21 protein-coding genes are annotated in these 21,395 nt (G+C 68.2%); 9 read left to right on the forward strand and 12 right to left on the reverse strand.

Annotated elements, in window-relative coordinates; all coding sequences use genetic code 11:
- Positions 1-20 precede the first annotated feature (20 nt).
- Genes BKN51_RS43760 through BKN51_RS37380 form a run of 3 tightly spaced genes read right to left on the reverse strand, consistent with a single transcriptional unit; the run spans position 21 to position 2,370 of the window.
- Positions 21-1,331: a PPE domain-containing protein gene (locus BKN51_RS43760; RefSeq protein ID WP_146044311.1), complete on the reverse strand. Its 1,311-nt coding sequence runs from the start codon at positions 1,329-1,331 to the stop codon at positions 21-23.
- Positions 1,331-1,954 (reverse strand): DUF3558 domain-containing protein, encoded by a 624-nt coding sequence (locus BKN51_RS37375; protein ID WP_101612064.1) that lies wholly within the window; start codon positions 1,952-1,954, stop codon positions 1,331-1,333. Before BKN51_RS37375 ends, BKN51_RS43760 begins: the two co-directional genes overlap by 1 nt.
- Positions 1,954-2,370 (reverse strand): hypothetical protein, encoded by a 417-nt coding sequence (locus BKN51_RS37380; RefSeq protein WP_233223081.1) that lies wholly within the window; start codon positions 2,368-2,370, stop codon positions 1,954-1,956. Before BKN51_RS37380 ends, BKN51_RS37375 begins: the two co-directional genes overlap by 1 nt.
- 964 nt (positions 2,371-3,334) lie before the next feature.
- On the opposite strand from BKN51_RS37380, the gene BKN51_RS44560 reads away from it, so the two are divergent.
- The 3 genes from BKN51_RS44560 to BKN51_RS37395 are packed head-to-tail and all read left to right on the forward strand — an operon-like array spanning position 3,335 to position 5,774.
- Complete coding sequence (locus BKN51_RS44560; RefSeq protein WP_233223082.1) at positions 3,335-3,823, forward strand: hypothetical protein; 489 nt, start codon at positions 3,335-3,337, stop codon at positions 3,821-3,823.
- Positions 3,824-3,849: 26 nt separating this feature from the next.
- Positions 3,850-5,037 (forward strand): AAA family ATPase, encoded by a 1,188-nt coding sequence (locus BKN51_RS37390; RefSeq protein ID WP_101612066.1) that lies wholly within the window; start codon positions 3,850-3,852, stop codon positions 5,035-5,037.
- Positions 5,034-5,774 carry an HNH endonuclease gene (locus BKN51_RS37395; protein ID WP_101612067.1) on the forward strand — a complete coding sequence of 247 codons (741 nt, stop codon included), beginning with the start codon at positions 5,034-5,036 and terminating at the stop codon, positions 5,772-5,774. Before BKN51_RS37390 ends, BKN51_RS37395 begins: the two co-directional genes overlap by 4 nt.
- Here the strand turns inward: BKN51_RS37395 and BKN51_RS37400 are convergent.
- Both BKN51_RS37400 and BKN51_RS37405 read right to left on the reverse strand, forming a co-directional pair.
- Entirely contained in the window at positions 5,750-6,385 is a 636-nt protein-coding gene (locus BKN51_RS37400) for an SRPBCC family protein (RefSeq protein ID WP_101612068.1), read from the reverse strand. The genes BKN51_RS37395 and BKN51_RS37400 overlap by 25 nt on opposite strands.
- A gap of 113 nt (positions 6,386-6,498) precedes the next feature.
- Complete coding sequence (locus BKN51_RS37405) at positions 6,499-7,158, reverse strand: hypothetical protein (RefSeq protein WP_101612069.1); 660 nt, start codon at positions 7,156-7,158, stop codon at positions 6,499-6,501.
- A 180-nt stretch (positions 7,159-7,338) separates the two neighbouring features.
- Between BKN51_RS37405 and BKN51_RS37410 the strand changes: the two genes are divergently transcribed.
- Positions 7,339-7,644, forward strand: coding sequence for a DUF6204 family protein (locus BKN51_RS37410; protein ID WP_101612070.1), 306 nt, complete (start codon positions 7,339-7,341; stop codon positions 7,642-7,644).
- Positions 7,645-7,653: 9 nt separating this feature from the next.
- Here BKN51_RS37410 and BKN51_RS37415 read toward each other — a convergent pair whose 3' ends face one another.
- Complete coding sequence (locus BKN51_RS37415) at positions 7,654-8,592, reverse strand: neutral zinc metallopeptidase (RefSeq protein ID WP_101612071.1); 939 nt, start codon at positions 8,590-8,592, stop codon at positions 7,654-7,656.
- A 159-nt stretch (positions 8,593-8,751) separates the two neighbouring features.
- On the opposite strand from BKN51_RS37415, the gene BKN51_RS37420 reads away from it, so the two are divergent.
- Positions 8,752-9,777: a polyprenyl synthetase family protein gene (locus BKN51_RS37420; protein ID WP_101612072.1), complete on the forward strand. Its 1,026-nt coding sequence runs from the start codon at positions 8,752-8,754 to the stop codon at positions 9,775-9,777.
- A 13-nt stretch (positions 9,778-9,790) separates the two neighbouring features.
- On the forward strand, positions 9,791-11,095 hold the full coding sequence (locus tag BKN51_RS37425) for a sunset domain-containing protein (protein ID WP_101612073.1): 1,305 nt from the start codon (positions 9,791-9,793) through the stop codon (positions 11,093-11,095).
- Positions 11,096-11,165: 70 nt separating this feature from the next.
- Here BKN51_RS37425 and BKN51_RS37430 read toward each other — a convergent pair whose 3' ends face one another.
- The 4 genes from BKN51_RS37430 to BKN51_RS37445 form a co-directional block, all read right to left on the reverse strand.
- Positions 11,166-12,233 carry a 2-oxoacid:ferredoxin oxidoreductase subunit beta gene (locus BKN51_RS37430; protein ID WP_101612074.1) on the reverse strand — a complete coding sequence of 356 codons (1,068 nt, stop codon included), beginning with the start codon at positions 12,231-12,233 and terminating at the stop codon, positions 11,166-11,168.
- Complete coding sequence (locus BKN51_RS37435) at positions 12,230-14,137, reverse strand: 2-oxoacid:acceptor oxidoreductase subunit alpha (protein ID WP_101612075.1); 1,908 nt, start codon at positions 14,135-14,137, stop codon at positions 12,230-12,232. Before BKN51_RS37435 ends, BKN51_RS37430 begins: the two co-directional genes overlap by 4 nt.
- Positions 14,138-14,426: 289 nt before the next feature.
- Positions 14,427-15,179, reverse strand: coding sequence for an enoyl-CoA hydratase (locus tag BKN51_RS37440; protein WP_101612076.1), 753 nt, complete (start codon positions 15,177-15,179; stop codon positions 14,427-14,429).
- A gap of 13 nt (positions 15,180-15,192) precedes the next feature.
- Positions 15,193-15,639, reverse strand: a complete 447-nt coding sequence (locus BKN51_RS37445; RefSeq protein WP_005151923.1) for an Lrp/AsnC family transcriptional regulator — start codon at positions 15,637-15,639, stop codon at positions 15,193-15,195.
- A 74-nt stretch (positions 15,640-15,713) separates the two neighbouring features.
- Between BKN51_RS37445 and ddaH the strand changes: the two genes are divergently transcribed.
- From ddaH to BKN51_RS37460, 3 genes are all read left to right on the forward strand, one after another.
- A complete protein-coding gene (gene ddaH / locus BKN51_RS37450; RefSeq protein WP_174720504.1) occupies positions 15,714-16,556 on the forward strand; it encodes a dimethylargininase in 843 nt (280 codons plus the stop codon).
- A 91-nt stretch (positions 16,557-16,647) separates the two neighbouring features.
- Positions 16,648-17,304 (forward strand): polysaccharide deacetylase family protein, encoded by a 657-nt coding sequence (locus BKN51_RS37455; protein ID WP_101612078.1) that lies wholly within the window; start codon positions 16,648-16,650, stop codon positions 17,302-17,304.
- A gap of 117 nt (positions 17,305-17,421) precedes the next feature.
- On the forward strand, positions 17,422-18,099 hold the full coding sequence (locus tag BKN51_RS37460) for a glycoside hydrolase family 75 protein (RefSeq protein ID WP_101612079.1): 678 nt from the start codon (positions 17,422-17,424) through the stop codon (positions 18,097-18,099).
- 66 nt (positions 18,100-18,165) lie between these two features.
- On the opposite strand, the gene BKN51_RS37465 is transcribed toward BKN51_RS37460, so the two are convergent.
- The gene (locus BKN51_RS37465; protein ID WP_101612080.1) at positions 18,166-19,581 is read right to left on the reverse strand and encodes an SdrD B-like domain-containing protein; all 1,416 of its coding nucleotides are present in this window, start codon (positions 19,579-19,581) and stop codon (positions 18,166-18,168) included.
- Positions 19,582-19,823: 242 nt separating this feature from the next.
- Positions 19,824-21,239: an SdrD B-like domain-containing protein gene (locus tag BKN51_RS37470; RefSeq protein WP_233223083.1), complete on the reverse strand. Its 1,416-nt coding sequence runs from the start codon at positions 21,237-21,239 to the stop codon at positions 19,824-19,826.
- Positions 21,240-21,395: the final 156 nt, after the last annotated feature.

Genomic DNA, 21,395 nt, shown 5'->3' on the forward strand with positions numbered 1-21,395 from the left:
CTCCCCTGGGAACTGTGGCGCTAGCTCTTCTTCTCGCCGATCACCGGCGGCGTCGGCTTCTCGGTGTAGCCGCCGAAGGTCTCGTCCGGATCCGGGTTCTGGAGGTACGCCGGAGCCTTCTTCTCCTTGTCCTCCTCGCCTTTCCCGCGGCCGGCGCCGGGCGCCATCGGCATCCCGTTCGCCCCGCCACGACCAGCGGCACCCGCCGCTCCCGCCGTGCCGCGGCCACCGACGCCTTCACCCGGCATCCCGGCGCCACTTCGGCCACCCATCCCGGGCTGCCCGGACCCACCGGGGCCACCTGGCGTGCCGCCTCGGAACCCGCCACCGGGTCCACCGGGCGATTTGCCGCCAGTTCCCGGACCTGCGAGACCGGGGCCGTTCGGTCCGCTTGTTCCCGGACCGAAGGGGCCGTACCCGGGTGGGAACGTGCCGGGCGGGTTGTAGCCGGTGGACGGCCTGCCGTTCGGCCCGAAGTCGAGGTTCGCCGCCGGCGGTACGACCGGCGTGGTCTGAGGCGGCGTGTACGAGTTCGCGCGTGTGCCGTCGTCGGGCTGCCGGTGCTGTGTGCCCGGGTCCTGCTGGTGCTGACCCGGCTGGGGGCCTTGTCCGGGCTGCGGGCCGCTGTCGGCGGGGCCTCCCTGGCCTGGCCCGGGCGCATAGGCGCCCGGCCCGTTCGGTCCACTCGGCCCGTTTGGTCCACTCGTGCCGCGATAGGGCTCGCCGATGCCGGGATCACGCCCGTCCGCGCCGTCGCCGAACCCCTTCGCCGCAGGCTTCCCGGAGCCGCCGTCGTCCAGGGTGACACTGCCGCCGGGGTCGGTGAGCTGCGCGTACTGGGCAGGCAACTCGTCGCCGTTCGAAGTGCTGGCCGAGTGGTAGGTCGCGAAGGTGTCGATGTTGTGCTGGCTGTCGGCCTGGTAGCCCTTGAGCTTGTCGAAGTAGCCGACAGGCTTGCCTTCCATCAGGTCGAGCGCGTCCTGAGCTGTTGGCTGGGGCTGCTCCGGCGGTACCGGCTTGACCGAGTTCTTCGCCGATCCGAACGCGTCCATCTGCGAGGTGATGGCGCTCTGGGCGCGGGCCAGGTGCATGGCGTCGTCCATCGATGCCTCGACGAGCGGCTTGGTCGCGTCCACGGCCGCGTTGCTAGCCCCACCCTGCCAACCTGCGGCCGTCTTCTGGCTGAGCGCAGTGATCCGCTGCATACGCTCGTGGTGCCGTTTGGTCAGGTTGTAGGCGCCTTGCTGGGCGTCGGAGAGCGAGCCGGTGCCTTCGCCGCCGGTGACCTGTTCGTAGATTTGAGCGGCGGTGAGCGGTCCTTCGGCGACCATCAGTTGCCTCCGCGGATGGTGGTCAGGACTCTGATCGCAGCTTCTCGGGCAGCGTCGCAGGGGTCCTTCTTGCCGATGTTGGCCTCGGACAGCTCGGCGACGATGCCGATGGTTTCGGTGTCGCTGGCCCCTAGCGCAACCGAGCACTTGCCCGAAGGGCGTTCGTCTTTCGTGCCGTAGGCGGTCAGAGGGTGGCCGTCAATAGGTGCGAGCGGTTCGACAAGTTTGTAAGCCCCGCCCTTCGCTTTGTAGACACTGGCTGTGCCGCCATCTGGGGTCCTGCCGAAGATCACGTCCACCAACGGGCGGGAGGTTGCCGGAATGGACCACATGCAAGAAGGCCCTGCTGCACCGTCCAGGCTCTCCTTGGAGGATGCGCCGGACCCAAGAAGTTCTCCAGCCTGTTTTTCGGTGAGGGCGTTGCAGGGTGTCCGCTTGACCTGGGTCAGGTTGAGGGGAGTGGTTACTTTGGGGGCGTCTGGACCTGGCGCCTGATCAGACGAGCTTGATGGGCTTGGACTCGCTCCGCCGCTCGTGGGCGTAGGGGTGCCGTTGGTGGTCGGGGGCGAGCACGCGGAGAGCGCTAGCGCGGTGGCACCGATGAGGAGTATGGAGCGTCGCATCAGAGGATGCCCTTCGGCTGTTGATCGATGACTGCGGCGGCGTGTTCTTCCGCGGTGGCGTATTTGCCGAGCGCGGTCACGTACTTGTTCGCCATGTTCTCGCAGTAGGCGATGCGCAGATTCAGGGCGTCCGTGAGGGCTGTGCCGGAATGCCGGGTGACGTTGGCGTTGTTCCCGCTGGCGTACTCCTGTCCTGGGGGCTTCGCCTTTGCCAGGTACTCCGCTTGATTCAGATCGACTTTGTACTCCTTGGCCAGTTCATGCCACTCCGCCACCAGCTCATGAAGGGTCGCCTCGTCGTACTTGAACCCCGCACCCTCTGCGACCGGCGTCCCATAGGAACCGCCGGTCGGCGGAGCTTTGCAGATCGAGTCCGGGTTGAACCCCGGTTGGTAGACAGGTGCCCCTTCAGGCATGGCCATGCACCCCTGGCACCGCGAATCGATCCCCGCTGAATGGACGAAGCCGCCCCGAAGTCACCGTCGTCATGTGCCCCTCCCGTGGCTACAAGGCGCGTCTCCCCGATGCACCCTGCGTAATCCGACGCCGGGAAGATTACCAGGGTTCCCGAGGCGGGGAACCCGTCCGCATAAAGTCTCGCTCCCCGCTGAATAGCGTCAGCAGCCATGGTGACTATCCGTGAAAACCATTCGTGTGAATGCGCCTCGGAGAACAGGGTTCTACCTGGTAGTCAACACGTTGACCTCGCATACTCTGCGTAATGAAGTTCCGAAGAGTGATTCTCGGCGCAGTGCTCATCGGCTTGGTAGCGGCTTGTACGGATTCCGTGGATACACCCCCGCCGCGACCGCAGTTTCCGAAATGGCACCCGCAACAACCGCGTCCCGCCGATCGTGACGAACAGGCTGTCGGTGCCGCGCTGACCGCCCTCGATTTCTGCGACCTGATCGACCTTGCGGCCTATGACCGCAGAAAGGCGGGCGACACACGGCCCGTCACGCGCGAACCCAAGGTGAGGGGCGGCAGGAAGACGTGCACGCTCCTCCGCGACGGCTACGAAGCCCTCGTCTACGTCCAGGACATGGATCCGAGTCACGCGTGGCTCCGGAACGACGGCGCCGTGGTCGACCTCGGTGGTGTCAAGGCCTACCAGGTCGAAACCCGTCGCGACGGCGGTGTCAGCGGCTGCGCGATAACTGTCCCGGTCAGCTTTCAGCGCGCGATCGGTTTGAACTTGGGCTCCAGAGCCGGAGCAAAGACTGCGGACTCCTCCGAGATTTCGCCACCGCTGGCGCCGCGAAGCTCCCCCACGATCTCGTCTACCCGCCGGACGGCCAGGACAACGGCCGCGTCGGCGCCTGTGCGAACTGGGTTTCCACCAGCAAAGGCGAGAACTGTGACCCGGCCGTCGACGCCCAGGTGCCCACGGGCGCCGAGTTGGTCCTCGCCGCCGGCGCGGCCGATCCGAACGTTGAATGCGCGGTGTTCCGCGACGCGGTCAAGAAGACCTTCGGCCAGGACTTCGAGCCGATCGCCACACCGGGCTCCTGTTACTTCGTCGAACCACAGCACCGGCTCCAGATCGAGACCGGGGCCACTGCGAACGGCGGTGCGCCGGGGCAGTGGCTCGCGGATCCGAACAAGACCTACAAGGACCATCGTCAGACCTCGTTCAGCGGCAATCCGGGTGTCACGTTCCGCTCGACGGACGACCACGAATTCTCTCTCTACGTCTCGCCGCTCGGCAACCTCGACTCACGTGGGCACGTCCGGCTGACGATCACACCTGAACGAGAACGCGGGATCGACGACTGGGACCGGTCGAAGACGGTCACCGCCGTGGACGTCGCCAAGGCACACGCTGTGATGAAACTGGCGATGGCGACCCACTTTCGGACGACCAGGTGACGTCCGCGCCGTCGTAAGCTTTCTCCATGTACATCGAGCGGGTCCGGCTGGAGAACATCCGCGGCTTCAGCGGTGCCCGCACCGTCGACCTCCGGTTGCCCGGCCCCGGCTGGGTGGTGCTCGCCGGGCGCAACGGCTCGGGCAAGACGTCGCTGCTGCGCGCCATCGCGGTCGCGGCGGCGCCGGACGTGGCCTGGGGGCTGCTGTCGGACGCCGGGAGCTGGATCTCGATGGACCAGACCTCCGGGTCGATCGAGTTGTCGGTGATGCGCGAGGAGGGGCCGGCGCCGGTCGAGGTCCGCTGGCTCGACTCCGGCCTGCTGCCGATCTCCGGGCTTCCGCCGGGTCAGCCGTTCTGCGCGGCCTACGGGCCTTTCCGGCGGCTCGCTGGAGGTAGTGGCGAAGCCGAGTCGTGGATGCGTGGCGCGGGATCGTTGGCGCGGATGGCCAGCCTGTTCCACGAGGACGCCTCGCTCGCCGAGGGTGTCACCTGGCTGATCAACCAGCATCTCCGTGCCCTGGAAGGGAAAGCGGGCGCCCGCGAGCTGAAGGACGCGGCGCTGGAGATCCTCGGCGACGGCCTTCTGCCCGGCGGTTACCGGATCCGGGACGTCGATTCGGACGGGCTCTGGGTCGAGTACCGGGGCGACAGGTTCCCGCTGCGCGAGATGAGCGACGGCTATCGCACGGTGACCGCGCTCGTGGTCGACCTGCTCAAACAACTCGACAGCGCGGGCCTCGATCACGAGAGCCCCGGTGTCGTGATCATCGACGAGGTCGACGCGCATCTCCACGTGTCGTGGCAGAAACGCATGGGACCTTGGTTCAAGGCGCACTTCCCGCGGATCCAGTTCATCGTCACCACGCACAGTCCCTACGTCTGCCAGGCCGCCGATCCCGGCGGGCTCATCCGGCTTTCCGGGCCGGATGAAGAGGTTCCGCCCCGGGTGGTCTCCGAGGAGCTGTACGAACGGGTCGTGTTCGGCACGGGGGACGACGCCGTGCTGTCCGACCTCTTCGGCTTGGACACGCCCTATTCGCCGCAGGCGGTCGAACTGCGGGAACACCTCGCCGAACTCGAGTTCCAGGTGGCTTCCGGCCGGGCGGACGCGAACGGTGTCCGGGAATGGGAACGCCTCCGGGACATGCTGAGCAGCTCGCCGCCGAGCCGGGTGGACGAGGTGGCCAGGCGGTTCGAGGCCGACGATCGGTGATCGGGATCCGCCGGATCGCGCTGCCGGAACGGGTGGTGTCCGATCTCGAAGAGCTGACCGCGCGAATCCCTTCCGGTGACAGCAAAGAAGCGCGACGGCTCTGGCGGGTTTCCCGTGCCGTGCGGCGCTCTCTGCGGGCGGGCCTCGACGCCATGGCCGCCGGGCGTGGGTACTGCATGTACTGCGGTGACGGGCTCGGGTCCACTGTGGACCATTTCGAGCCGATCGCCCGGAATCCGGGGCGCGCGTTCGACTGGCTCAATCACGTGCTCGCGTGCGAGTACTGCAACAGCCACCACAAGCGCGACCTGTTCCCGGTGGACGACGACGGCGACAGCCTGCTGATCGACCCGACCGCCGAAGACCCGCTGGAGCACCTGTTCCTGGTGCTGTCCATCGGGACCTACCGTGCGCTGACCGCAAAGGGTGAGCAGACGATCAAGGTGTGCGGGCTCAACCGCGCGCAACTGGCGCGCGGGCGGGAAACGGCGGTCAACCAGGTGAGCGCGCTCGTCACAGGGTGGTGGATCGCGCGCGAGCTGGGAGACGACGTACGGCGGCGCGCGATGGCCTGGACGTTGCTCGACCAGCCGCACGCCGACGTCCTGCACGCGATGCTCCGCCAGGCGGGGATGCCCGGGGCCCGCGCCGTGTTCCGCAAGGACGACGAGCTCATCGAGCTGCTTCGCGCCCCGGAACTCGCCGAAGACCTTCAGCTCTCCGGCGGCGCGGTGTAAGCGGCGAGAGTCGCGTCCGCGCGTGTGCGGGCGGTGGCCGCGTCGGTCCCGTTGGCGACGTCGGCCTCGTACCAGGCCTCGCTGCTCAAGGTCATGAACCGGACGCCGTCTTCGCTCGTCATCCAGGCCATGGCGGCTTCGGGGTCGTTGGCCTCACCGGATGCGAGATGCAGCGCGAGGCCGTGCAGCATCATGTCCCAGCCGATGCCGACCGCGCCCGGGCCGAACTGGTTCCAGTGCTCGTTGGGGATGGCGGTGTGGTCGAGTTCGAACCGCGTCCGCCCGTCGGCTTCGGCGCTCAGGCGGACCTCGACCCAGCTGACATCGCCGTCGTACTCCCAGGTCGCGGCGAAGCTCTTCGGCGGATCGCAGCGTTCGACCGTCCCGCCGGCGTTGCCTTCGAACTGGTACTTGCCGCCGGCCCGCAGCTCACCGCTGATCGGGAGGAACCAGCGCGGGATGCGTTCGGCGCTGGTGCAGGCGTCCCAGAGGTCGTCGAGGTCGGTGTCGTAGACCTGGCTGATGGTGGCCGTCACCGCCTCACCCGCATCGATCACGCGGTTGCCCAGCTTGCGCTGGACGGAGTTGATGTGGCTGGTCACGTCGACCATCGGTGCCCTCCTCGGCTCGGTTTCCGCCAAGGTATCAGCGTAGACTTATATAAGCCAGGACAGAAAAGGGGCGCCCAGAAGGCTCCGGGCGCCCCTTTCCCTGGCGGGGTGGCTCAGGGGGTGGGGGAACAGGCCGCGCGCCCGATGACCACTTCACCGGTGATGCCGGAGGCGGGCGCGAACTTGATCCGCAGCATGGTCAGGCCGATGCTGCCGTTGCCGGGAAGGTGCTGTTCGTTGAAGATCGCTTCGGCGAGCAGGGTCCCGTCGGATTTGGTGAGCGGCTTGACGTAGCCCACCGGCACCGGCTTCGGCAGGGTGCCGAGCCCGCTCGCCGCGCTGTAGGTCCAGCTCGCGCTCGTTTCCCGCTGCGTCGCCGAGCAGGTGACCGTGTAGTCCCCGATCCTGACGCGCGGCCCGCGCGACGAGACCAGTGCCGACAGTTCGAAGTTCTTGCCCTTGGCCTCGGACTTCGTCGTGGTCACGTCGTTCGCCGGGTCGACGACCGTGGTCGTGCAGGTCGTGGTGCCGCCACCGAACGTGATCCCGGTCTTGCTCACGGCCCCGGACGAGTTGGCCGTCGGTCCCTCGACCGCGCAATCGGCGAGCGACGAAATGGAGATCGGCGCCGAGTTTCCCTTGGTGAAGGCGGCGGAGCCGAGTGAGGCCACGCCGTCCGGGTTGGCCGCGGAGGCGGGCGTCACTCCGACGGTGAGACCTGTCAGCAGCAGTGCGCCGACCAGGCCGGCCCGGCTTGCGATGGTGATGCGCATGGGCTTCCTCCTCACGTGATGGAGAGCGAGCCGGATCGGCCGTTCTTCCCTTTGTGATCACTATCTGCGTGTCGGATTCGACCGTTGCGCGCGTGACGGTCGTTTCACTCGACCGTGGATCATGGGCACCCGTTGGATATTCGAGTTCGTATCCGGATACAGGTCTGTATATTCGAGCGCATGCCGACCTACCGCGTCCTCGTCAACGGCAAGTTCGACCACCCCGACGCCGACACCCGCGCCCGGCTCATGGCCGGGCTCGATCGGCACCAGGCGATCGGGTTCACCGAGGACGGGCTGCTCACCTACAGCGCGCACCTCGGCGCGTTCACCTTCCGCGTCACGCTGGTGGGCGAAGAGGAACGCGACGTGCTCGACGAGGCGGAGCTGAAGGTGATGGAACTGCTGGACGCCAAGGGCTACCCGTACCGCGATGTCGCGGGAAAGGCGACCTGCATGGACGACATCAAGATCCGGCGCCGCTGAGCTCGCCGGTCAGGACACCTCGCTCGCCGGGGCCGCGAAGGTGTTGCACGCCGACGTGTCCTTGGCCTTCAAGCCGCGCTTCTGCCACAACGCGGCGCTCTTCGACGAGCCGTGGGTGTCGCTGTCTTCGAACGTGCTTCGCCTGAGTTCGGAGACCAGCCCGGCGCCGATCGACCCGCGGCCCGCCGCGTTGGCGAGGAACATCGCGCTGAAACAGTCGGCCTGGAGTTCGAGCCGCCTGCTCAGGTCGAGGATCTTCGGCCGGTCGCCGTCCGCCTCGCGGTAGAGCGAGTCGTGCTTCGAGAGGATGCCGGACTGCTCCTGGACGTGGTGCCCGTACTCGTGGGCGAGCAGGAACAGCTGGGTCAGGAGATCGGGGCCGCGGTCCTCGAGCTGCCTCGGCAGCGGGACGAAGATCGTCGCGCCGTCGGAGCAGTAGAAGCCCATGGCCTCCGAGGCGGGCGGAGGAGGGCCGCAAGCGGTGTTCTGGACGTCGTCCGCGTTGACCTCGACCGGGATCCGCGGTTCGCCGACCTGGGTCAGGACCGGATGCCACGCCTGCTCCAGGCAGGGGACCAAGGCCAGGTAGAAGGCCTCCAGCTTCTCCTTCGTGCCGCCGAGCTTCGGCAGCTCGCAGGTCACCTTCGGCATGGTCACGCCGGGGGCGACGAGCGGGTTGTTCGCCGTCTCGTACTTGCGGGTCGGCACGGGCGGGCGTGAGACCGAAGGCGCGGAGGACGGCGAGACGGTCGGCTGCTGCCGGGGTTGGACGGCGCCCGCCCTCGAGTCCTTCATGCCGCCCACCACGAGCGCGGCGACGACCAGCATCACCGTCATGAACACGGCGAACAGGATGACGGTGATCCACACCGTCGAACGCTGCTCCCGGTGACCTTCGGCGGGAGGCGCCCACGCCGGTCTTTCGCCGGAATCATCCGGTGTCGTCATGCTTTTTCCCCAGTTCGCGTGAAGAGCAGCAGGATACTCGGCGGGGGTGTCATGTTCATCACCGTTTCCCCTGGACAGCACGTCAACAGGCCTCAGTGGGTAGCCACTACGCTGGAAGCAATCCCGAACGGTGTCAAAGAGAGCGGAGCCGACGTGTCTGTGTCTTCACCTGCCCCAGGTGGTGCCATCGAGGACCTGCGCGCGTCCGTGGGGCTCCAGATCGCCGATGAACAGCTCCTGCGCACTCTCGCGGCCGGCCTCGCCGACGTCGAGACGCTGCTTCGCGACGTCGTGCGCAGTGACGTCAAGGCCGTCGAGGACGCCGCTTCGCACCTGGTCGAGGCGGGGGGCAAACGCTTCCGTCCGCTGTTCACGCTGCTGGCCTCGCAGTTCGGGCCGAAGCAGGGCGACCAGGTGGTCATCGCCGCCGCGGCGGTCGAGCTGGTGCACCTCGCGACGCTGTACCACGACGACGTGATGGACGAGGCGACGATGCGCCGCGGCGCGGAGAGCGTCAACGCCCGCTGGGACAACACCATCGCGATCCTGACCGGCGACTTCCTGTTCGCGCACGCCTCACGGCTGGTCGCGGACCTCGGCACCGACGCCGCCCGGATCATCGCCGAGACCTTCGGCGAGCTGGTCACCGGCCAGATGCGCGAGACGGTCGGCCCGGCCGACGGCGACGACGCCGTCGAGCACTACCTCACGGTCATCGCGCAGAAGACCGGCTCGCTGATCGCCACGTCCGGCCGCTTCGGCGGGATGATGTCCGGCGCCGCCGACGAGCACATCGACGCGCTTCGCCGCTTCGGCGACATCATCGGCACGGCGTTCCAGATCTCCGACGACGTCATCGACATCGCGTCGGCCTCGGACGAGCTCGGCAAGGCGCAGGGCACGGACCTGCGTGAAGGCGTCAGCACCCTGCCGATGCTGTACGCGCTCGCCGACCCGGCCACCGACCCGCGTCTGGTCGAGCTGCTGTCGGGCCCGATCTCCGACGACGAACTCGTCGCCGAGGCCCTGGACCTGCTGCGGGCCTCCTCCGGACTCGAACGCGCACGCGAAACTCTTTCCGACTACGCTCGTCGGGCGCGTGCCGAGCTCGCGTCGCTGCCCGCGTCGCCAGCCCGGGACGCCTGCGAATCGGTCGCCGACTACCTGGTCGCGCGAACGCATTAAAGGGGCAAGATAGATGTCCATTTTCGGACAGGTTTGGCTGTGGAGCCTGCTGGCGTTCGTCGTCGGCGCGCTGCTCACCTGGCTGGTACTGGTGCTTCCCGCGCGCAAGCGCATCCGTGAGCTGGAAGGCTCGCTGGCCACCGTGCACGCCGAGACGTCCCGGCTGCCCGCCGGGGTGAGCCTCGGCGCGGGGGCCGCGGCCGCCGCGGGCGGAACCGCGTACTTCACGAAGCCGACGGACGACGAGCTGGACGAGGAGTTCGCGGCCGCCGAGGAGCCGAAGCCCGCTTACCCCGAGACGCTCACCGAGCACGAGCCCGCGCAGGTGTGGACCGAACCCGTCCAGGAGCAGGCCCCGGAGCCCGTCCAGGACGTCGTCGAAGAGCGCCCCGTCGAAACCCGGACCTTCGAGCCGGAAGACGAGTACGAGGCCGAGTACCGCACCGCGCCCGACGTGGAACCCGAGCCGGATCCGGAACCCGCGGCCGAGCGGACGCAGTTCATCCCGGCGGCCCAGCTGGAGCCGGAACCCGAACCCGAGCCGGAGAACCCGTACGCGGCCGCCGCGACCGAGTACCTCCAGCCCGCGTCGAAACTGGACGTCGAGCCCGAACCGGAGCCCGAGCCCGAGCCTCAGCCGATCTTGCCTGGCGAAGGGCCGTATCGGTCCCGCCTGGAGATCCAGCTGGACCCCGAAGGCGTCGAGACGCAGCCGGAGCCGGTCTCGCTGTTCAGCCCCGCTTCGCGCGTGGACACGGAGCAGGCGCCCATCGAGACCAACTGGTTCGAACGGGAAGAAGAGCTTCAGGATCCGCCCGCGTACGCCTTCGGTTCCGATGAAGAGGCGCGGGCCGGCCTCCTCGACTCGGAGCCCGAGACGCCCGCCGAAGCCACCCAGGTGCTGCCCAAGCGCACACCGAGGGGCATGGTGCGCGGCGGTTTCGAGCCGCCGCAGCCGATCCAGCCGTCGATGCGGGCGATCGAACGTCGTGAGCCGGACCTGTCCGGCGGTCAGAGCGGTTCGCTGTTCGAGCCCGCCGTCCAGCCGGGCGACGCGATGCCCGCCCCGGAGCCCCCGCCCGCGCGGGAAGCCGCCGCTCCTGTCGCGGAGTCCGTTCCGCCCGGCCCGTTCGGTCCCGGTTCGGCGATGCCGCGTCCGGGTGGTGGCCGTCCCGCCGACGACTTCGCGGTCAAGGCCAGCGTGACGGCTTTGCGGTACTGCACCGAGGATTCGCCGCAGTTCCCGAAGATGGTCGCGGAGGTTTGGTTCCGCACCGCCACCGACGCGGAGCGCGTGGGGTTCCGGCCTCTCAGCTGACAAACGCCAGGAAAGGCCCGTTACCTGCAAAATTTGCAAGTAACGGGCCTTTCCTGGCGTTCGGGACCGGCTAGCTGACGACGGTCCAGGTGTCCTTGCCGCGAAGCAGGGACTGGAGGTTCGGCGCCTTCGCCTCGCGGGCCGCCGCGACCTGGGCACGCGCCTGGTCGTCGTAGGTGGGCCGCTCGACCTGGCGCAGGATGCCGGTCGGCACGTGGTTCAGGTTCTGGTCGCCGATCCGCGACAGCGCGAACGCGTACGCGGTGTCCTCGATCGTCGGGTCGTGCACGACGAGGTTCTCCTCGCCGATGTTCGCGACCTTCCCGACCTCGAGCCCGCCCCAGCCGCCGCGCGTGACGCCGAACTCGCCCTGCGGTCCGAACTTGATCGGCTCGCCGGACCGCAGCGGGATCAGCCGGGACGCGGCTTCGTCCTTGTCCTTGAGGACGTCGAAAGCGCCGTCGTTGAAGATCGGGCAGTTCTGGTAGATCTCCACCAGCGCCGACCCGCGGTGCTTCGCGGCGGCCTCCAGCACTTCGGTCAGGCCCTTGCGGTCCGAGTCGAGTGCGCGGCCCACGAACGACGCCTCGGCGCCGATCGCCAGCGAGAGCGGGTTGAACGGGGTGTCGACCGAGCCCATCGGGGTGGACTTGGTGACCATGCCCGGCCCGGACGTCGGCGAGTACTGGCCCTTGGTGAGGCCGTAGACCCGGTTGTTGAACAGCAGGATCTTGATGTTCACGTTGCGCCGCAACGCGTGGATCAGGTGGTTGCCGCCGATGGACAGCGCGTCGCCGTCACCGGTGACGACCCACACCGACAGATCGGGCCGCGCGGTGGCGAGCCCGGTCGCGATCGACGGCGCGCGGCCGTGGATCGAGTGCATGCCGTAGGTGTTCAGGTAGTAGGGGAACCGGGACGAGCACCCGATGCCCGAGATGAACACGATGTTCTCGCGCTTGAGGCCGAGCGTCGGCAGGAACGACTGCACGGCGTTGAGGACGACGTAGTCCCCGCAGCCGGGACACCAGCGGACCTCCTGGTCCGACTTGTAGTCCTTCGCCTTCTGCGGCTCGGTTTCGGTCGGCACAAGGTCTAAGCCGCCGAGAGTGGGAATCCCCAGGTCAATCGCGGTCACTTCGCCGCCTCCGTACTGGTGATGATCTCCGTGAACACGCCTTGCAGCTCCTCCGCCTTGAAAGGCAGCCCGGCGACCTTCGTGTACGAATTCACGTCCACGAGGTACTTGGCCCTCAAGAGCATCGAGAGCTGGCCGAGGTTCATTTCAGGGACGACCACGGTGTCGTACGAACGGAGTACGTCACCGAGGTTGCCCGGGAACGGGTTGAGATGCCGTAGGTGCGCCTGCGCGATCGGCATGCCTTCCTTGCGGACGCGGCGGCACGCGGCGCCGATCGGCCCGTAGGAAGAACCCCAGCCGAGCGCGAGCACCCGTGCCTTGCCGCCGCTCGGGTCGTCGACGACGAGGTCCGGGACGTCGATGCCGTCGATCTTGGCCTGCCGCAGGCGGACCATCGTCTCGTGGTTGTCCGGGTCGTAGGAGATGTGACCGGTCTTGTCGGCCTTCTCCAGCCCGCCGATCCGGTGCTGCAGACCGGCGGCGCCCGGCACCGCCCACGCGCGGGCGAGGGTCTCGGGGTCGCGCACATACGGCCAGAATTCCCCGGAACCGTCCTCGGCATTCGGCTCGGTGGCGAATTCCACCCGCAGATCCGGCAGCGTCTCGACGTCCGGGATCAGCCACGGCTCCGAGCCGTTCGCGATCGCGCCGTCCGACAGCAGGAAGACCGGGGTCCGGTACTTCAGCGCGATCCGGGTCGCCTCCATCGCCGCGTCGAAGCAGTCCGCGGGGGAGAGCGGCGCGACGATCGGGACCGGGGACTCGCCATTGCGGCCGAACATCGCCTGCAGCAGGTCGGCCTGCTCGGTCTTGGTCGGCAGGCCGGTGGACGGGCCACCGCGCTGGACGTCGACGACGACCAGCGGCAGTTCGGTCATCACCGCGAGGCCGATGGCTTCGGACTTCAGTGCGACACCCGGTCCGGACGTCGAGGTGACGCCCAGCGCACCGCCGTAGGAGGCGCCGAGTGCCGCGCCGATGCCGGCGATCTCGTCCTCGGCCTGGAAGGTGAGGATGCCGTAGTTCTTGTGCTTGGACAGCTCGTGGAGGATGTCCGACGCCGGGGTGATCGGGTACGTGCCCAGCAGGATCTGCAGGCCGGACTGCTGCCCGGCGGCGACCAGCCCGTACGCCAGCGCGGTGTTCCCGGTGATCTGGCGGTACGTGCCCTGGTTCAGCTTCGCGGGCGCGACCTCGTACGTCGTCGCGAACGACTCCGTCGTCTCGCCGTAGTTCCAGCCGGCGCGGAAGGCCAGGATGTTGGCTTCGGCGATGTCGGACTTCTTCGCGAACTTCTCGCGCAGGAAGCGTTCCGTGCCCTCGGTCGGCCGGTGGTACATCCAGGAGAGCAGCCCGAGCGCGAACATGTTCTTCGCGCGTTCGGCGTCCTTTTTGGACAGTCCGGTCTCTTCGAGCGCGCCTCTGGTCAACGTCGACATGGCCACCCGGTGGACTTGATAGGCCGAAAGGGTGTCGTCGTCGAGGGGATCGTTCTCGAAGCCGACCTTGACCAGGTTCCGCTTCGTGAACTCGTCGGTGTTGAGGATGATCGTCCCACCCGTCGGGACGTCGGCGAGGTTCGCCTTCAACGCCGCGGGGTTCATCGCGACCAGGACGTCCGGCCGGTCGCCCGGCGTCAGGATGTCGTAGTCGGCGAAGTGCACCTGGAAGCTCGAGACGCCCGGGATGGTGCCCTGTGGCGCGCGGATCTCCGCGGGAAAGTTCGGCATGGTGGACAAGTCGTTGCCGAAGGCGGCCGCCTCCGAGGTGAACCTGTCGCCCGTCAGCTGCATGCCGTCACCGGAGTCGCCGGCGAACCGGATGACCACCCGGTCCAGCTTGGCGACCTCGGTGGGCCTCACGGCCGACAAAGAGCTGTTGCCGTTCGCACTCGTGCTCATAGGTCAGGGATTCCCTCTCTCCCGACGTGCGTCGTCCCCGGCAGCGCCGGAGATCCGGTGCCTCGCCCGGCGATGTCGGCCAGGTCACAGGTGCCATGTCCCGAGGTTAGTCCTCGGCACCCGTCCCAGGTTGCCGTATAAACGGCCTGGACCTACTCCTCGAGTGTCCTGAGCTCGGCGCTGAGCGGGGGTTATCCGGTTTATGTGTTACCGATGGTAACGGTTAACGATACGTCCCGATTGTGAGCCGTATCTCCTTCAAGCGTACGGAAGTCCGCTCGAGGAATGGTCATTGGCCGGTCATTGCGGCCCTCAGCCTGGCCAGCCGCTCGGCGAAGGCGGGCGCGGTGAGCGACGCGAGCTGCGGCTCGATCTCGGCGTCGACGGCGGCCGAATGGTCGGTCAGTGAAGCGGTGTGCCGAAGCGTGCGCTTCGTCGCCAGAAGGACGTCGCGAGGAGCGTCGACGGCGGGTTTCGCCAGTTCAAGGGCGGCCTCGAGCAGGTCTCCGTCGGCGAGCCGGAGCGCGAGCCCGGATTCGACAGCGGCTTCGGCGCCGACGACCTCGCCGAAGAGCGTCATCGCGGCGGCCTTCTGCGGGCCGACGAGCCGTTGGATCATCCACGTCATCCCGCCGCCGGGATGGATGCCGAGATCAAGAAATCTGGCCACGAACTTCGCCTTCGATCCCACGATGCGGACGTCCGCGGCGAGCGCGAGGTTCAGGCCGGCGCCCACCGCGGCACCGCCGACGGCGGCGATCGTCGGCAGGGAACATCGGGCGATCGAGAGGAAGCCGTCGTAGATCGCGCGGAGCCCGTCCTCCCGTGCACCGGCGAGCGTGTCCAGGTCCGCGCCCGCGCAGAAGGCCGGAGGCGCGCCGGTGACGACCACGGCGTGGACGCTCTCGTCGGCTTCGGCACGCGCGACGGCGTCGGCCAGCTGGGCGGACAGGTCGAGGGTGAGGGCGTTGCGGGTCTTGGGCGCGTCGATGGTGAGTACGGCGACGCCGCCGTCGTGGCTGGAGCGGATCTGATCGGTCACGGTGCCGAGGGTTTCACGCTTCGGGCGTCGGCGGGCGCTCCAGCAACCGGGAAAGGACGACGGTGGAGACCGTGCGGTCGACGATCTCCAGCCCGCGCAGCCGCTCCAGCGCGGTCTCCAGATGGTGGATGTCCGACGCGCGCAGATGGACGATCGCGTCGGCCGCGCCGGACACCGTGTAGGCCGCGACGACCTCCGGCAACGGCTCCAGCCTGGCGCGGATCCGGGCCGGGGTGATGTTGCCGTTGCAGGTCATCTCGACGAACGCCTCGGTGCCCCAGCCCAAGGCTTCGGGGTCGACGACCGCGGTGAAGCCGCGCAGAACCCCGGTTTCGAGCAGTCTGTCGACCCGTCTCTTCACCGCGGGCGCGGACAGGCCGACGACTTTCCCGATGTCGGCGTAGCTGGACCTCGCGTTGGCCATCAGACATGAAACGATTCGCTGGTCGATGGTGTTCACACGCAATGTTTAGCAGGTATACGCGCAGCGAACAGCGATTGATTGCGGAATTAGGTGAGCCTTACCCTTCGTGTATGCCGGTACTAGAGCAGCCCCGTGTGCCCACGACGCGCCGCTACCTCATGTGCCCGCCGCGGTACTTCGCGGTGGATTACGTCATCAACCCGTGGATGGACCCGTCCGTCCCGGTCAGTGTCGACGCCGCGATGGCGCAATGGACCGAACTCCGTGACACCTACCGACGCCTCGGCCACACGGTCGAGGAGATCGACGCCCAGCCCGGCCTGCCCGACATGGTGTTCGCCGCGAACTCCGGCACCGTCGTCGACGGCCGGGTCCTCGGCTCCCGGTTCCGCGCCCCGCAGCGCACCGCCGAGGCCGAGCACTTCCGCCGCTGGTTCGTGGAGCACGGCTACCGCGACATCACCATGCCCGAGAAGATCAACGAGGCCGAAGGCGACTTCGCCTGGACCGGCAAGGTCCTGCTCGCCGGCACCGGTTTCCGGACCGACCCGGCCGCGCACGCCGAAGCGCAAGAGGTCCTTGGCGTCCCGGTCGTCTCGCTGCGGCTGATCGACCCGAGCTACTACCACCTCGACACCGCGCTGTTCGTGCTCACCGAGGCCACCGACGCCACGCCCGCCCAGATCGCCTACTACCCGGAGGCGTTCTCGGCCGGGTCGCGGAAGGTGCTGGCGCGGATGTTCCCGGACGCGGTAATCGCGGACCGGGCCGACGCGGAGTGTTTCGGCCTGAACGGGGTGTCCGACGGCCGCAACGTCGTCCTGCCGCTCGAAGCGACCGGTTTGGCCGCGCGGCTGACCGAACGCGGCTACGAGGTCGTCTTCCTGGACATCTCCGAGCTCAGGAAGGCGGGCGGCGGCCCGAAGTGCTGCACCCTGGAGATCCGCAAGTAATCCGTTCGTGGACATCTTGCTCGATCATGTAACTACTCCATTCGCCAACTCGATTAATCGGGAAACACACTCGGTCCCGAATGAGGCGCGGATGGTGATCCTGGCGATTGGCGGCGTGGGCAGACCCGTGCGCGCGCTGGATCCAGGCGAAAACGAAACCTGGGTGACGGTCGAGCAGTTCGAGCGGGTGCTCGACTCGGTGGCCGGACGGGAAGACGTCGGGCTCACCTTCGACGACGGCAACTCTTCTGACGTCGAGATCGCGCTCCCCAGACTGGTGGAGCGCGATCTCACGGCGGAGTTCTTCCCACTGGCAGGCCGGATCGGCCAGCGGGGCTTCCTCGACGCGAACGGCCTGCGCGAGCTGGTCGAGGCGGGGATGTCGATCGGCTCGCACGGCTGGGAGCACCGCGATTGGCGGCGGCTCGACGACAGGCACGCCCGGCGCGAACTGGAGACGGCGCCGAAGCTGCTCGCCGACCTGAGCGGGAAGCCCGTCCGCGCCTATGTGCCGCCCTTCGGCGCGTACGACCGGCGGGTGCTCAGCAGGCTCCGGCGTTCCGGCGCGACGAGGATCTACACCACGGAAGGTGGCGTGGCGTCACGCGACGGCCTGGTGCGACCGCGGACGAAGATCAGGTACGACGTCGACCAGGAGTGGATCGACGGCGTGCTCGGTGACCGGGACGGCCTGTACCGCCGAGCGGGACGGGTGATGGCGCGAGTCTCCAGGCTTGTCCGCTTTTGACCGTTTTTCGTTGTGCAGTGGGAAAACAACACCCCGCCGGCCCTTGAGTCCGGCCACTGACGACTGCATCCTGGGCACCCTCGATAAAGAAGCCTTATTAACTAAGGGGTGCACGGTATGCGGAAGTTGCTCCTGTTCTCGGCGATGGTGGTGGCCGCAGGACTGGCCCCCGCGGCGACGGCCGTGGCTTCGACGGCTCCGGCCGCCATCCAGGCGGGCCCGACCGCGCAGCAGTTGCTGGCGAAGACGACCGGTTGCAAACAGGTCTCGAACGGCAAGTACAAGACCGACGACGAAACCGGCCGGACCATCGCGGTCTGCGACGCGGGCGGCGCCGTGTTCTGGAAGGCCGACATGGACATCGACTGCGACGGGCAGCCGACCGCGCGGTGCAACGAGAACACCGACCCGTGGTTCCAGGACGGCACGGCGTTCCCGCGCTCCGACGGCAAAGCGCTGATCGCCGACCAGACGCCCTACGTCGTCGTGCCGAGCGTCAGCAGCACGTGGAACTTCGGGAACTCCGGGCTCAAGGGCGCCGGCTCGTGCGCGGTGATCTACAACAACAAGGTGCTCTACGCCGTCATCGGTGACACCGGCCCGAACGACATCATCGGTGAAGCGTCCTACGCGGCCGCGAAGGCGCTGGGCATCAACCCGGACCCGGCGAACGGCGGCGTCGACTCGGGCGTGACCTATATCTGCTTCAAGAACTCGAAGGTGTCGCCGATCGAGGACAACGGAAAGTCGACCTCCGTGGGGGAGGGCCTGGCGGCGAAGTTCGTCCAGGGGTAGCGGAAGTCGTTGTACGGCAACGGCCCCGGCGCGAATCGCGCCGGGGCCGTCGTGTCGTTCAGGGGATCAGCCCGGTACGACCTGCTGGTACCAATCGCCGAGGCGATAGGGCGGTGCGATGACGTAGGCGGTCGTGTCGCCGACGGTCCGCCACTGCCCGGCCACCCGCAGCCGATAGACGCCGACACCGACCTGGGGGAAGGTCGCGAAGCCGGTGGCGTCGGTCCGGGTCAGCGAGACCAGCTTGTTGTCCTCCGTGACGAGGGTGACCGTCGTGTTCGGGACCCCTTCGCCGGTGTCCGGCCTGCCGTTGCCGTTCTTGTCCGTCCAGAGCTGTCCGCGTTCGTCCACGCGCTTGCCGGGCACCTTGCCCGCGGCCTGCGCGAGCGGGCCGGAGGTGTCGGCCCCCGACGCGATGTAGCAGGTGAGGTGGGCTCGGCCGGTGTAGCCCGACTTGTGCGGCACCTTGCCCGACACCTTGAATTCCACACGCTGGCCCGGCGCCAGCACGCCTGCCTGCTTGGCCGGGTCGAAGTCACCCCACTGCCCTGAAGGCATTTCGAGATGGACTCCTTCGCCTGCGGGATCGCAGCCTGCCCAGAGGCCGGTGAGCCGCCGGTCGCTGATGTTGGTGACGGTGACGGTCCCCGTGGCGATCCCGCCCACGGCGTAGCTCGGCTTGTCGAGGCGCGCGCTCGCCTGAAGCGAGTCGGTCAGCGGCCGCCCGGCCCGGATCTCGAGTGCGGTGTGCTGTCCTGCCCCGTCGACCCGCAGTGGTCCGAAGCCCGGGTTGACCCAGCCTTCGGGGAAGCTGTCGAAGTTCACGGAGTAGTAGCGATCGACGGGGACCGCGTCGAATGTGAACCGGCCGGATCCGTCGGTGGTCGCGACCCGCTCGATCACTCCCGGCCCCCCGGAGCGCAGGCGGATCTCCACTCCGGCCAGGTCTTCGCCGGGGGAGGGAAGTCCGTTGTGGTCGGCGTCGCCGTAGAGGTGCCCCGCGACCCGGTCGGTGGTGCCCGCGGGAACCAGGCCCACCGTGACCTCGGGATCGTTGTCCGACTCATCGGCTTCGGCCGATCCGATCACCCGGACGCGGAACACGGGGTCGCCCTGGGCGAGGGTGCTGACCGTGCCGCGCAGTCGGTAGGTCCGGCTTTCCCCCGGGGCGAAGGAGGTCCCGGCTCCCCGGTTGTAGAGATCCCCCCAGGCGTCCGGCCGGACGGCGAAGTACGGTCCGGAGAACATCCAGACCTCGCCCTTGACCCCCTCTGCCTTCGTGTCGCCGACGTTGGTGATCGTCACGTCGAGGGGAATTTCGTCGTTCGGCAGCCAGCGCCCCTGACCGGCCGTCGCCGTCACCCGCAGATCAGGCCCGGCCGCGGCGTGCGCGGGTGCCGCGGTGACCAGCCCGGCCAGCGTCAAGGCCACCGTCAGCGCGCCGAGGGCGCGGATCGATCTTTCGGGCAGGATTCTTCGCATCGGTGTTTCCCCCAGGTACTCGACAATGCCGAAACCAACCTAAAAGCCGCGTCGCCCGATTGACCAGTACGGAACATTCCGGCGTTACCGAAAGGCAACCCCGAGGGCGTTTCGGACGTGTACGAGAGATCGAGACGCTCGCGCGCGGTGATCTGCGCCTGCTTCGAGAACTCGAAGGAAGTCGTTGTACGGCAACGGCCCCGGAGCGGAATCCGCTCCGGGGCCGCTGTGTCGTTCAGGGGTCAGCCCGAGGTCACCTTGATCCGGTACGCGGTGTCGTAGGGCGGGGCGTAGTGATGGACGGCGGGGTCACCGGCCGCTCTCCACGGAGCGGCCGGACGGAGCAGGTACTCGCCGACAGGGACGTCGGTGAAGGTGGCGAAACCGTTGGCGTCCGTCTGTGCGACGGAAACCAGCTGCTCGTCGGCTGTGAAGGTGTGCAGGGCGACGGTCGTGTCGGCCAGCCCTTCGCCGGCGTCGAGGCTCCCGTTCTCGTTCCGGTCCACCCAGGCCTGGCCGTGGATGTCGCCGCGCTTCCCCGGCACCTTGCCTTCGGCGGACACCCGCGGACCGGAGAGCTCGGTCGTGCCGCTGAACTCGCACTCGAGGAAGGTCCTGCCGAAATCGATCGCGTTGTCCGGAACCTTGCCGGAGAAGGTGAAGACCTTGCTTTCGCCCACGGCCAGCGCCCCGCTCCGCGAGGGGCCGAACGCGCCCCACTGGTCCTGCGGGATCTCGAGGTTGTTGCCGAGGCCGCGGGGGTCGTCGCAGGTCGCGTAGAGACCGGAGAGCGGGCGGGTGCCCTTGTTCGTCACCGTGACGGTGGCCGTGGCGGTCTCGCCGATCGCGTAAGTCGCCTTGTCGAGTTCGATGTTCGCCCGGAGTGACTCGGTGAGCGGACGGACGCCTCGAATGCTCACGGCCTGGTTCCCGCCGCCTCCGTCCAGGCGCAGCATCTGGAGCGAAGGCAAGAACCAGCCGCTGGGGCCGTCTTGGATGCGCAGCGACCGCGCGGGGCCGACCGGAACCGCGTCGAAGGAGAAGCGACCGTCCGGATCGGTGACCGTGACCAGCTCGTTCGGCATGTCGAATGACTCCACCCGGACCGTGATCCCGGCGAATCCTTCGCCGGGACCGGCCACGCCGTCGCCGTTCCCGTCGCCGTAGACCTGACCCGCGACCCGCTCGGTGGTGTCCAGCGGGACCAGTGCCACCGGAACGTCGACGGTGTTGTCCGCGAGATCGGTGTCGGCCGCGGCTTGCACGCTGATCCGAACCAGCGGGTTACCCGCGTCGGTGACCCAGACCCGGCCGGTCAGGCGGTAAGTGCGGCTTTCGCCCGGCTGGACGGACGTTCCGGGACCATCGAAGCGCAGATCGCCCCAGGAGTCCCAGTCGAAGCTGAAGTAGGGGCCGGACAGCAGGTCTGCTTGCGCCCGGACGTCGGTCGCCGGGGCATCGCCCGCGTTGGTGACCCGGAGGTCGATCGGGATCGTGTCCCCGCGCAGCCAGCGACCTTCGGTGGCCACCGCGGTGATCTTGAGATTCGGGCCCGGCTCGGCGAACGCCGGCGCGGCGGCCAGCGTCCCGGTGAGCGTGAAGGCCACGGTCAGCGCTCCGAGCGCGCGGACCGATCTTCCGGACAGGGTTCTTCGCATCGGTTTTCCCCCTGGAGACAGGTGGATACGCGGTCCGTCCTCGCGACGGCCACCCCCACGGCGTTCCTTGTTGACCAGATCGAACCTAGAGGCCGAGATGTCCGGTTGGCCAGGAGATAACCAACGGCTGGGCCAGGAGGGCGACGATGGGCGGCC

This window comes from Amycolatopsis sp. BJA-103, from assembly GCF_002849735.1.
Taxonomy (GTDB): domain Bacteria; phylum Actinomycetota; class Actinomycetes; order Mycobacteriales; family Pseudonocardiaceae; genus Amycolatopsis.